The sequence below is a fragment of the Clostridium sp. genome, from assembly GCF_050717545.1.
Lineage (GTDB): Bacteria > Bacillota > Clostridia > Clostridiales > Clostridiaceae > Clostridium_AD.
Map to the genome: position 1 here is coordinate 17,574 of NZ_JBOITN010000043.1, position 12,536 is coordinate 30,109.

Annotated in this window: 10 protein-coding genes; 1 reads left to right on the forward strand and 9 read right to left on the reverse strand. The window is 30.3% G+C overall.

Annotated features, from left to right (window positions below; genetic code table 11):
- Positions 1-592: 592 nt before the first annotated feature.
- From ACREVX_RS15710 to ACREVX_RS15720, 3 genes are all read right to left on the reverse strand, one after another.
- On the reverse strand, positions 593-1,237 hold the full coding sequence (locus ACREVX_RS15710) for a DUF4352 domain-containing protein (protein ID WP_431545161.1): 645 nt from the start codon (positions 1,235-1,237) through the stop codon (positions 593-595).
- 303 nt (positions 1,238-1,540) lie between these two features.
- Positions 1,541-2,428: a fructose bisphosphate aldolase gene (locus ACREVX_RS15715; protein WP_431545162.1), complete on the reverse strand. Its 888-nt coding sequence runs from the start codon at positions 2,426-2,428 to the stop codon at positions 1,541-1,543.
- A 410-nt stretch (positions 2,429-2,838) separates the two neighbouring features.
- Complete coding sequence (locus tag ACREVX_RS15720) at positions 2,839-4,086, reverse strand: MFS transporter (protein WP_431545163.1); 1,248 nt, start codon at positions 4,084-4,086, stop codon at positions 2,839-2,841.
- Between the two features lie 342 nt (positions 4,087-4,428).
- On the opposite strand from ACREVX_RS15720, the gene ACREVX_RS15725 reads away from it, so the two are divergent.
- A complete protein-coding gene (locus tag ACREVX_RS15725) occupies positions 4,429-4,827 on the forward strand; it encodes a rhodanese-like domain-containing protein (RefSeq protein ID WP_431545164.1) in 399 nt (132 codons plus the stop codon).
- Between the two features lie 129 nt (positions 4,828-4,956).
- On the opposite strand, the gene ACREVX_RS15730 is transcribed toward ACREVX_RS15725, so the two are convergent.
- From ACREVX_RS15730 to mutS, 6 genes are all read right to left on the reverse strand, one after another.
- Positions 4,957-5,277, reverse strand: a complete 321-nt coding sequence (locus ACREVX_RS15730; protein ID WP_431545165.1) for a thioredoxin family protein — start codon at positions 5,275-5,277, stop codon at positions 4,957-4,959.
- Positions 5,278-5,536: 259 nt separating this feature from the next.
- Positions 5,537-6,430 (reverse strand): MYG1 family protein, encoded by an 894-nt coding sequence (locus tag ACREVX_RS15735; RefSeq protein WP_431545166.1) that lies wholly within the window; start codon positions 6,428-6,430, stop codon positions 5,537-5,539.
- Between the two features lie 75 nt (positions 6,431-6,505).
- Positions 6,506-6,739 carry an RNA chaperone Hfq gene (gene hfq / locus ACREVX_RS15740; protein ID WP_431545167.1) on the reverse strand — a complete coding sequence of 78 codons (234 nt, stop codon included), beginning with the start codon at positions 6,737-6,739 and terminating at the stop codon, positions 6,506-6,508.
- Positions 6,740-6,795: 56 nt separating this feature from the next.
- Positions 6,796-7,725 carry a tRNA (adenosine(37)-N6)-dimethylallyltransferase MiaA gene (gene miaA, locus ACREVX_RS15745; protein ID WP_431545168.1) on the reverse strand — a complete coding sequence of 310 codons (930 nt, stop codon included), beginning with the start codon at positions 7,723-7,725 and terminating at the stop codon, positions 6,796-6,798.
- Between the two features lie 14 nt (positions 7,726-7,739).
- The gene (gene mutL, locus ACREVX_RS15750) at positions 7,740-9,728 is read right to left on the reverse strand and encodes a DNA mismatch repair endonuclease MutL (RefSeq protein WP_431545169.1); all 1,989 of its coding nucleotides are present in this window, start codon (positions 9,726-9,728) and stop codon (positions 7,740-7,742) included.
- An 86-nt stretch (positions 9,729-9,814) separates the two neighbouring features.
- Positions 9,815-12,472 carry a DNA mismatch repair protein MutS gene (gene mutS / locus ACREVX_RS15755; RefSeq protein ID WP_431545170.1) on the reverse strand — a complete coding sequence of 886 codons (2,658 nt, stop codon included), beginning with the start codon at positions 12,470-12,472 and terminating at the stop codon, positions 9,815-9,817.
- Positions 12,473-12,536 lie beyond the last annotated feature (64 nt).

Genomic DNA, 12,536 nt, shown 5'->3' on the forward strand with positions numbered 1-12,536 from the left:
TCTATTCTGTTTATTTTAATAATTTAATTATGCTAATTCTTCTTATTAAATTTACTTTATTTGATACTAATGCTACCCCATTAAATAAATTATGTAATTTTAAAAACATCACGCCATACTTATTATAACATTTAGGCTGGAGATAATAAAGTACCTTTTCATCACAGACAGGCTTTGATATTATAAACCCTCCTTAACTAAATTTCACTTTACTACAATTTACAATTATAGATTGTTATTTGTATTACTCAATAAACTTATCAGAAATTAATTTCTTATTCATTATTTTTTACTCCTTCATCTGTAATATTTTACAACTTAGACAAGTTACTTGTTACCACATATTAGAATATTGCATATTCAGTCTACTATAGATTTTACGATCCTATAGAGGTTTTTTTCTTAATATCCTATCGTAAAACCACTTTAAACATACTTAAAGTTGAAGATATAAATGAAAATTGTTAGATATCATCTGTATCAATTCCATAATAACTTACATATGAATTATACCATTATATACAATAGCTTACTATCTGTTAAAATATATAAATGCCTAATAAAATAAGGCTTCCAAGTTGAATGGTAGCCTTTAAAAAGTACCTAATTTAAATTTTATGCCATCGTTTAATATGCTGCCAGTATATTTTAAAACTAAAGCAGTATCATTTATAGGTTGCTCAAAAACTATAGTCCCCATAATTTCTCTCTTAGAATCTAAACTAGAACAGGGCAATTGAGTATCACTACCTATAGATGTAATTGCTTCATCTGTAATTTGTCCTTTACTATTGTGTATTTTAAAATCAAAAGGACTATATGTTATTACACCAGTTCCAGTATTTTTAATTAAAACCGTTACCACAACAAAAACCATCCCTGATTTTGGTTTGTCGTAATCCCCACTATTTAGTTTTTTAACTTTCATAACTTTTATTGTTGTATTATCTAATTTAACAGCTTCATTAATTCCGTAAATAGGCTTTTCTACTGATGCTTTTACCACTTGTGATGATGTTGCAACACTAGTATTATTATTTGTAACTATTGTATTTGTGCTGTTTCCAGTACCACCATTGGTTCCGATTAATTCAAATATTAAAAGTCCTGTTATTACTTTATGTTGTATAAAATAGTTCCTTTGGTCATGACCACAACTAGGACATTTCTTGACACCCTTTCCTAATTCTCTTTTACACACCTTACACTTCGTTAATTTACTAGTTTCATTCCTCATGTCTACATTTCTCCCTTAAAATTCTATCCATTTAAATTATGACCTAATTATATGTTTTAAAACAGAGAGAGAGATCTTTATAACACATAATTTTTCAACCAACATGGATTAATCTTAGTGATATAACAAAAGACTGTACTATTTTAAGTACAGTCTTAATCTCCCAATATAAGAAAGTGTAAACTAATCATTATGTGATTATACTCTTATATAAGAGTAACCTAATTTATGTGATTTAACAAAATAACGTTACTATATGTTTCAATATCTCTGACAAGGTAACATTAAGAATTAATATCTACATTATTTGATTGATGCTTCATAAATGGTACCAATTGAATTGGATAACATCAAATTAAATTCTTTGTCTGTTTGTTGTGCTGTCAAACCTTGCGATAAAGCACGCGAAAAACTAGCAATTAGTCTGTGATTGTGCGCAAGTTTTTCATTTGCTTCACTTCGAGTGTAACCTCCTGATAAAGCCACAACTCGTACAACATGAGAATTATCCATTAAATCGTTATAAAAGTTATCTTCTGTTGGTATTGAAAGTTTAAGCATTATTTTTACATCTTTTCCAAGCATAGATAATTGATTTAAAATTTCAAATTTTAATAGTTTTTCTGATTTTTCCTTATCAACACTATGGATATCAATCTCTGGTTCAATAATTGGAACCAATCCAACTTCAGCTATTTTTTTACCGATATTGAACTGTTGCTCAACTATTTTTCGAATTCCTTTTGAATTGGCCTCTTTAATGACTGAACGCATTTTTGTCCCAAAAATATTTTTTTCAATCGCCCGTTTTAAGAGTTCTTTCAAATTAGGAATCAGTTTCATGAGTTGAACACCGTTTTCAAGTTCAGAGAGACCTTTATCAATTTTTAAAAAAGGTACTACGCCTTTGTTCTCCCAAAGAAAATCCGAGGTAAATTTATCCCCAATCTTACGATCCATAGTGTTTTCAAACAAAATGGCACCTAAAATATGCTCTGAATTAAATGTAGGGTTGATGATAATACGTGTTCTCATATCGTGTACCAAATTGAACATTTCTTCGTCATTTGAATAACAGTCTGCTGAAATTCCATATTGCAAAAGCGCAGTAGGTGTACTGCCCCCACTCTGGTCCAACGCAGCGATAAAACCTTTTCCAGCATGGATTTGATCCATTTGTTCCTGATTCATATAATTATCTCCTTCCATTTATATTAACTGAATAATATCTTTAATTTTATTATAGCACTTTTTACAATATTTGTGTGAAAAGCCCACTCGTTGATATGTGAAATATTCTGGTAAAGATATAATTCCTGTGTTTTTTCACTACAATTTTCTAATTCAATTGTACAGTTGTAATTTCATTACTTTTATTACCTAGGTTTAAAGACAAAACATTTTTCAGACAATTATTAATTAAGTATACTTTTCCACCTTCTGATTATAGATATTAGTCGCACTTCATATTCATAACTAACTTTAAGAATACTCTACTTTCATAATTCAATATTATACTAAGATTATCATTCTATATTTGCAAAACAATGTATTAATAGGCCTCACGAGATTAATAGAGCAGCAAATAACTACTCTTATATTTATTTTTTTATTGAAAAGAATACAAGTAACATAACTAAGGAAACTAATCCAAATGTTAAATAGTATCCAAATATATTAATAAATACCCCACCTGCCAGTGGAAGCAAGACTACCAGTATATTCAGACTTCCCCTAATCCCAAGGTAGATCGTTCGTTTTTCATTTGGTGCAATGTCAAGAAGATAGGGTTCAAATCCTATATTTCTACCACTTGTAATAAAGCCTAGGATTAGAAACACTATGATATACCATATGGGTCCAAGTGGGTTAATAAGTAAGGCTATAACAGGAAGCACAGCTCCCATAAAAACGCAAAGTTTTACTACTGACTTTGAACCATACTTTTTAGAAACATAAGCCCAAAGTAAATTTGAAGTTATGCTACCCACTACTTGTGCAATTACAAATACACCTAGATAATTCATGTAATTTGAAAAAGAATTTTTTATGAATACCATGTAGAATGGTAAAATCATTAAGCTAAAGCTAGTTGTATTTTCTATCAATATAAATTTTAAGAAAGCTTTATCACCCTTAAGTATGTCTACTATATTACCTACAAAATTATTTTTAATAACCAAATCCTCTTTTTGCATTTCTGAAGCAGGTTCCTTAAGCCTCCAAAATCCCATAGATGCAATTACCAAACCAATGGCCCCTATTATAAAACCAAGGGCATAATTTAATGGAAATGTTAAATTCCCTGGTTTGAAAACCCAAGCAACAAATAAGCCTCCAAGTAATGCAGCAATTCCACTAAAAAATTGTTTTGCCGCATAAAGCCCTCCTCGTTTATCTGAAGGAAGAACCTTACCAACAATATCTGAATAAGCAATTGACGCAAACCCTCCACTAATAGAAAAAAGAAAAATTAAAAAATATAAACTTACTAAGGCAACTAATGGATTACTCTTTGCAAAGATAAAAGTAACAACAGCCATGCCAATAAAACTAACACTTCTCACATATATACCTAATATTAGAAATTTTCTCTTTGAAGGAAATTTTTGAAGAAAACCACTGAAAATTATATTAAAAACTAAAGGTGCCCCGAGCATAATCGAGTACATACCACCAAAGGCAACAGTATTACTAGTTAAGTTAGAAATTAAGGCTGGAAGCACTGTGTTCATTTCTATCATCGACATGGTTAGTGCAAGAAAAAAACTATGCCATATAAAAGGGATATATATGTTTTTAAAATCTTTATTGCTAGCATAATTTTTAAAAAAGTTTACTAGTTGCATTAGTGTTGCCTCCTTATTTATAAAGCATTATAAATATCATTTTGATACGTCTCTCTAATTAAATATCCCAAATAAAATATATTAAAAATTATAAATTTATATATTGTATTTTATTAATATTAATGTTATTATATACCCACAGGGGGTATAAAACAACTAATGATTCTTTAAAATTTAAAAAAGATATACAAAATAAAATAAGATGAGTTATGGAAGTAACCTTTATTTTTTACATAAAAAAGAGTGAATTTATCATTCAGATGGCGAAGTTACAGTTATAATATCGCAAAGATATATAATTACAAATAAACATTAAAATATAAAATTAAAAGGAGAAAAACTATGAATAGTAATAATTTATTTACCATATTAGCTGTTGTTCTACTAGGATACATGCTTTATCCTAAAATTATGATTAAATTTAATAAGAATGTAAAAAATGTTTCTGGGGATGAAGCGACTTCGCTTATAAAAGCTACAAAAGACCTTGTTATTATCGATGTAAGAAGTAAGGGTGAGTATCAATTAGGGCATATAAATGGATCTAAGCTAATGCCTGCTGGTGAAATGCCTTCAAGAATCAATGAATTAGAAAAATTCCGTGGCAGACCAATTTTAGTTCACTGTGCATCGGGTGGAAGAAGTCCTAAAGCAGTTAATGTATTATTGAAAAATAAATTTGGTCCCATATATCATATGAATCATGGGTTGTCAGGCTTCAACGGAAATTTGAAAAAATAATAAAAGGAGCACTCACGTGCTCCTTTTATTATTTCAATATTAACTTCATAAAATTAAAACTACTTTTAATTTTATACTGCATCATTAATAGATTTATCCATCTTTTCTTCATATAAAATACCCTTTCATTTATACAAACTCTGAAAATCTGTGAATTTTTTCTTCTAATTCTAGAAAATTAATAAATCTAGTTTGATTCAATATTTCTTTACCTTCCAAAAATATCATAATAGTTGGAATAGTAAAGACACTAAAAATGCTTGCTACTGATGGTAAGTTTTGAACCTCAACATGCCCACTCACAACTTTAGAATGTTTTTTAAGCATTTCTTCAAGCCTAGGTAAAATATTCTCGCAGACATTGCAACCATCCGATGAAAAATATACCATTACAAACTTATTTTTTTTTATAAAATCTTTTATATCATCAATAGACTTTAATTTATTCATATTTTTTACTCCTCTTGAAATTTAATTTTTCAAAGCAAAACTATATAGTGAATTTACGACCATTTTTATATGTTTGCGCATATTAATCATATACCCCGCCATGTTATGTGAGGTATTAAAATGAATAATCAAAAAAGTGGTCAAGATACTAAAAAAGACCTCCTTAAGCGCTTAAATAAAAAATAAAGCAGCTTTGACTATGCAAAGCTACTTTAATCATTTTCTCTATATCATTGTATCTGCATTTTGTATCCAAGTTCTAAATTGATAATTTAGCGATTTTTAAAACACTCTCCAAGCTTTTAGCTGATGCTATAAAACCTGCTTTGTGACAAAATATAGCATCATTTATATCAACTATAGAATTTATTTCTTCGCTTGATTTGCCTCTAATTGATTCTAATATATCTCTTCTTGCTTCAAAAGTGCCTGCTGTTTTCTTTACAGTCTGAATCTTATACTCTTCGCTCGTATCGCCAGGTGAGATTACAAACAATATTTCACTATTTAAATCTATTTTAAGTAACTGATGAAGCCAAGGACAACCCTTTTTTAGAACTATTATTTCTCTTACAGTTCTACTATTAAAGGCTTCATCAACTATAATTCTTGCATTTATAGCAGATACTTGTCTACTTATCATCCTTTTCACAACCTGAGTAGCATATCCTACAGCTTCATCAAATGCATCATCTTTTGAGTCATTAGAATCCCATGTTGGGTTAAATAATTGAACAATATCACTTATTGTAGTTAGTTTAATTTCTGTTTTTATATCTATGCCATTATCTGTAGCATCAATTCCTTGAACTAGATTTTTATCTATATATTCAAAAATTGAGTTTACATCATCTTCATTAAACTCTGGATTATACTTTTGTATTATTCTCTCTCCAAACTCTCTCCAGACTAACCCAGAAGCAGCATATGGAATATCATTTTCTCTTACTTCTTTATCTAACTGGTGATGGTCAAATTCTCCTAGGCATATATCATAAACAAAGTCTAAGTTATTAAGTATTTCCTCATTCCTTGTTCTTGTAAGCTTTATATCTCCAAGGAGTAGCCTAAGCATTGATGTTGCAATAACATCATCCGCATGGAATTTACCGCTGTGAGTTCCTATAGTTTTTATATTCTTTTCATCAATCATTATTTACCTCTTTCATATTTATACTTTAACGACATTTCAGCTCCGCAGGAGATGATTCAGCTCTGCAGGAGATGATTAATCTTCTGAACTACTTAATGATATTGGTTTTATTGGAGTTATGGTAGAAATAGCATGTTTGTATACCATCATTTGTTTCCCATCACTGTCAAGTACCACCGTAAAACTATCAAATCCTGTTACAATACCTTTTAATTGGAACCCATTTACTAAATATAAAATAACGGGTATTTTATTTTTTCTTGCTCCATTTAAAAATATATCCTGTAGATTATTTATAGATTTATTCATTAATGAACCTCCACCATTCGTATTTATTTTCATTAAATTAATAGCAATTTATAATCTTAAAAATCCGATAACTTGCCTGCAATATATTGTACAATTTCATCATCGCAGCTAAAATCATCTTTGTTAATCCAATTTACCCTTTGGTCTTTTCTAAACCAAGTAAGCTGCCGTTTAGCATAATTTCTGCTACCTTGTTTAATCATCTCTACAGCTTCACTTAAAGATATTTCATCATTCAAATAATATAATATCTCTTTATAACCTATCCCTTTCATTGACTGCATATCTGAATTATAGCCCATTTTTTTTAATCCTATAACCTCATCGACTAAATTATTTTCCATCATTATATCTACTCGTTTATTTATTCTACCATATAATTCTTGTCTGTCCATATTTAATACAAAATAATGTACATTATAAGGTATATCTAGGATGTTTTGCTCTGCTGCCAATGAACTCATAGGTTTCCCGCTAACTTTGTACACTTCTAAAGCTCTAATAACTCTTTTTAAATCATTAGGATATAATTTGTTATATGATGCCTCATCAATATCTTTAAGCATATCATGAACATGTTCATTGCCTTTTTCGGCTGCAATCTTTGTAAGCTGGTCTCTATATAACTCATCTTTATTTGCAGATGCAAAACTATAGTTATATATTAATGAATTTATATAAAATCCAGTTCCACCAACTATCATTGGAAGTTTATTTTTACTGGTTATTTCATCAATAGCAATTTCTGCTCTTTCTTTAAAATCAGCAACACTAAACTCTTCACTAGGTTTCACTATATCTACTATATGATGAGGGATACCCTTCATCTCAAGTTCTGAAATTTTAGCGCTGCCAACGTCCATATATTTGTATATTTGCATTGAATCAGCTGATATTATTTCTCCATTTAGCTTACGTGCAAGTTTTATTGATATTTCTGTTTTGCCTACAGCTGTTGGTCCTGCTAAAACAAATAAATCTTTCATTTTTCCACCTTTTTCTATTGAATTCTTTTAAATTTCTTTTCTAGTTCGTTAAGTGTCATTTTTATTATTGTAGGTCTTCCATGGGGACACGTAAATGGCTCATCTAAATATCTTAAATCGTTAATCAATTTGCTCATTTCCATTTCTGTTAGCTGATTATTAGCTTTTACAGCTGCTTTGCATGCAAGAGATGCAATACGAGTATACTTAATTTCTACGGTTTCTCCGCTTCCCATATTTTTAAGATTATCTAAAATCTCGTTAAAGAGATTCTTAACATCTGGTTTTCCAAGTAGTATAGGAACTTCTTTTATACTTATTGTATTTTCTCCAAATTCAATAATATCAAACCCAGTATTCGTAAACACTTCATCATTTTCAACGTAACATGAATAATCATCTAAACTCAGTTCTATTACAGTTGGTACAATCAAAAATTGAGATACAACCGCAGAATTTTTAATTTCTTTCTTAAATTTCTCAAATAAAACTTTTTCATGGGCTGCGTGTTGATCAATTAAGTAAAGCTCATTATAAACTTCCCCTATTATATAAGTTTTATTAAATTGTCCAATAATCCTAAGTCCTGGAAATTTTGAAGGTTTAGATATTTCATCAGAGCTTTCGTTATAACTAGGTGGTATGCTTCCACCTGCCTGCGTTTTTCCACTGTTATTATAATTAGTAGCATCATCTTCTTTAACATTTAGAGGCTCCGCTAAGCTTTGCATCCCATTATCAGTTTGCGTGCCTTTGATACTTGTATCTCTTGGAGTTGTCTCATCACTCTGTCTATAAGGTGACTGCTCAAAGTTATGTCTTTCCTTGCTAATTGAATTATACTTAAAATCTATTGGGATTTGAACATTTTTTTCTAGTTCCTTTTTAGTTTTTTCATCTATAACTATCTTGTTGAAATCATAAACTTCTTTTTTTAATGAGTATTTATCATTTTCTTTGTCGCTATCATTTATATTTTCTACATTATTTCCTTCTGGTATATCAAAATTGCCTCTTAAACTATCAGCAATCGCTGAGTGCACTGCATCAAAAACAATCTTAAATACAGCTTTATCCTGCTCAAACTTAATTTCAGTTTTTTGTGGATGAACATTTATATCTATAAATTCAGGAAAAATGTCTAAAAATATTACAAAGAAAGGAAACTTATTAATGGTTAAAAATGATTTAAATGCATTTTCCACAGCAGCGGTAATTAGGCCGCTTTTAATGTACCTTTTATTGACAAAAATACTTTGCCTGTTACGGCTTCCACGACTTATTTCTGCTTTTCCGATATATCCGTGAACTGACATTATATCATTGAATTTTTCAAAACTTATAATATTGTCTACTACCTCTTTACCATATATGTATCTAATAGTATCCGCGAGGTTTGTTGAACTATATGTTGCAAAAACCTTTTTATTATTGTTTACTAATTTAAAAGATACTTCGTTGTTTGCAAGTGCCAGTCTACCTAAAATATCCGATATTAAAGCTGATTCTCTTTGAGGTGATTTTAAAAATTTTTGCCTTGCTGGTACATTAAAGAATAAATCCTTAACTTCTATTGTTGTACCAACATTACATCCTGTTTCTTTAACATAAAGCACGTCACCTGAAGACTGAGATATCTCCTTTCCAACTGATGAGTCCTTAGTCCTACTACCAAGCGTAGTTCGAGATACTGAAGCTATACTTGCCAGTGCCTCCCCTCTAAACCCTAAAGTATGTATTTTATATATATCTTCAACATTTTTTATTTTACTAGTTGCATGGGGCATAAATGCCTTTTCTATATCATCTATATGTATTCCGGATCCATCATCTATTATCTTTATATTTTTTTGACCGCCCTCAAAAATCTCTACACTAATGTTTTTAGCACCAGCGTCTATGCTATTTTCAACTAATTCCTTTACTACAGAAGAAGGCCTTTCCACAACCTCACCTGCAGCAATTTTATTGGAAGTTTCAACTTCCAATATATTAATTCTCATGATACCTCACATCCTCCGCTATCATAAATAGCCGATCTATATATTAAAAGCAACGTCATTATAGAGATCGTCGAACCTTTATAGCACTATAACAATTTAGCTCTATTAACAATTTCATATAGCTTATTAAACCCATCCATAGGTGTTAAGTTAAGAATATTTATATTTTTAATTTCCTTTAATATATTATCCTTTTCTATATCGGTAAAACTTATTTGAGTAACTTCATCCTTTTCATCTTTAAGTACATAATCAGTAGCTACTTCTTTTTGCACAATATTTTCATTAGTTTTTAATTTCTTTTTATCTATTAAATCAATTTCTGTGGCACTGTTATCATTCTCAAGGGATTCCAATATCTCATTTGCCCTGTTTATTACATCCTTTGGTATGCCTGCAAGTTTCGCAACCTCTATTCCATAGGATTCATCAGCTCCACCAGGTACAATTTTTCGAAGAAAAACAATTTCATTTTCAATTTTCTTTACAGCCACAGAATAATTTTTAACTCCATTAATCATACCTTCAAGTTTTGTTAATTCGTGATAATGGGTAGCAAATAAGGTTTTACATTTTAAATTAGAATTCTTACAAATATACTCAATAACTGACCAAGCAATACTTAATCCATCATAAGTACTTGTTCCACGACCAACCTCATCGAGTAAAACTAAACTTCTATTTGTAGCATTTTCTAATATATTTGATACTTCCCACATCTCTACCATAAAGGTACTTTTACCAGCAGCAAGATCGTCTGAAGCTCCAATTCTAGTAAATATTTTATCGCAAATAGATATGTCTGCATCCACGCATGGAACAAAACTTCCCATTTGAGCCATAATAGTTATTAATGCTACTTGCCTCATGTAGGTTGATTTACCTGCCATATTAGGCCCCGTTATTAATAACATTTGGTTGCTAGCGAGATCCATATAAGTATCATTGTCAATGAAAGCATTCGTAGGCATCATTTTCTCAACTACTGGGTGTCTTCCCCCTTTTATGTTCATAATACCTATTGTATTTATTTTAGGTTTAGTATAATCATTTTCTAAAGCAACTGTGCTTAATGAACTTAGACAATCAATTTCGGATATAAGTTTTGCAGTATTTTTCATTCTTTCTATATGCTTTTCTATGTTTTCTCTAATCCCTGTAAATATTTCATACTCAATACTTACTAATTTCTCCTGCGCCCCTAATATCTTCTCTTCCATTTCCTTAAGTTCAGGAGTAATGTATCTCTCAGCGTTTGACAACGTTTGTTTTCTTATATATCTGCCCTCAGGAATTAAAGGAATATTTAACTTGGTTACTTCAATATAATAACCAAAGACTCTGTTATACCCAACCTTTAATGATTTTATCCCAGTTATGCTTTTTTCTTCACTTTCTAAAGTGGCAATCCATTCCTTGCCATGTGTTTTAGCCAGCCTTAACTCATCTACTTCGGTATTAAAACCTTCCTTAATAATATTTCCTTCTTTAATTGAGATTGCTGGGTTTTCAATTATGGAGTTATCTAAGGTACTATATAGATCTTGTAAATCGTCTAGTTCCAAATATACAGCTTTCATTAATTCACTATTTAAATTAGCTAAAATAGATTTAACCTTTGGAATCTTTTCTATAGAGTTTTTAAGTGAAATAAGTTCCTTCGCATTAACATTTTTCGAAGAAATTTTCCCTACAAGTCTTTCAATATCATAAATATCCACTAGAACATCTCTTAAATCTTCATGTGAGCTTGCATTATCTTTGAGTTCGCAAACCGCCTCTAATCGCTCGTCTATTAGATTTTTATTTATCAGTGGTTGATCTAACCATTTCCGTAGTCTTCTAGCTCCCATGGCAGTATTAGTCCTATCTAGCACCCATAGCAATGATCCCTTCTTTGTTTTATCTCTCAAAGTTTCAGTGAGTTCCAAATTCCTTCTTGAATTTGTATCTAAACTTACATGATCTAAGATATCATAGTATTCTATAGTGTCTATGTGAGATAGCGAACTTTTTTGTGTATCTATAATATAATTAAGTAGTCCACATATGCTACGCGATAAGGTTTGCGTAAATGCAAACTCACTAAAATTATGAAACTGATTTTTAATTATATTATCATCGGGAGCTATAAAATAGTCTCTAGAATATGCTGAGTACAAAACATTAAATTTTTCTTTTATTGCCTTTAGAATACCTACTGGCATGTCCTCACATATAATAATTTCTTTTGGCGAGAACTTTGAAATTTCATCGAGTATTGTGATCAGGTTAAGTTTAGACTCAGTGCAACTAAACTCTCCTGTTGATACATCGCAAAAACACAATCCACAGAAATTACTTTTTACATCAATATAAATGCTCATAATATAATTGTTTTTAGATTCTTCTAAAAAAGATGAATCAGTATAAGTGCCCGGCGTTATTATCTTAATAATATCTCTTTTAACAATTCCTTTTGCAGTTGCAGGGTCTTCTACTTGTTCGCATATAGCAACCTTAAATCCCTTTTCAATTAGCTTGCGAACATATGTATTTGCAGCATGATAAGGGATTCCACACATAGGAGCTCTTTTTTCAAGTCCACAATCACGCCCTGTAAGAACCAGCTCTAATTCTTTTGCTGCAACCTGTGCATCAGTAAAAAACATCTCATAAAAGTCTCCTAACCTAAAAAATAATATACAATCCTTGCAGGTTTCTTTAATTTCAAAATATTGTATCATCATTGGAGTTAATGCCATTGTTATTCCACCTTGCTTTTCTTTGCGAATATATAATAAATACAAATTACTATATACCCATAAA

Bases quoted from the DNA above. Each gene is read 5' to 3' on its own strand.
- ACREVX_RS15710 (WP_431545161.1), bottom strand. From the start codon at position 1,237: ATGAGGAATGAAACTAGTAAATTAACGAAGTGTAAGGTGTGTAAAAGA.
- ACREVX_RS15715 (WP_431545162.1), bottom strand. From the start codon at position 2,428: ATGAATCAGGAACAAATGGATCAAATCCATGCTGGAAAAGGTTTTATC.
- ACREVX_RS15720 (WP_431545163.1), bottom strand. From the start codon at position 4,086: ATGCAACTAGTAAACTTTTTTAAAAATTATGCTAGCAATAAAGATTTT.
- ACREVX_RS15725 (WP_431545164.1), top strand. From the start codon at position 4,429: ATGAATAGTAATAATTTATTTACCATATTAGCTGTTGTTCTACTAGGA.
- ACREVX_RS15730 (WP_431545165.1), bottom strand. From the start codon at position 5,277: ATGAATAAATTAAAGTCTATTGATGATATAAAAGATTTTATAAAAAAA.
- ACREVX_RS15735 (WP_431545166.1), bottom strand. From the start codon at position 6,430: ATGATTGATGAAAAGAATATAAAAACTATAGGAACTCACAGCGGTAAA.
- hfq (WP_431545167.1), bottom strand. From the start codon at position 6,739: ATGAATAAATCTATAAATAATCTACAGGATATATTTTTAAATGGAGCA.
- miaA (WP_431545168.1), bottom strand. From the start codon at position 7,725: ATGAAAGATTTATTTGTTTTAGCAGGACCAACAGCTGTAGGCAAAACA.
- mutL (WP_431545169.1), bottom strand. From the start codon at position 9,728: ATGAGAATTAATATATTGGAAGTTGAAACTTCCAATAAAATTGCTGCA.
- mutS (WP_431545170.1), bottom strand. From the start codon at position 12,472: ATGGCATTAACTCCAATGATGATACAATATTTTGAAATTAAAGAAACC.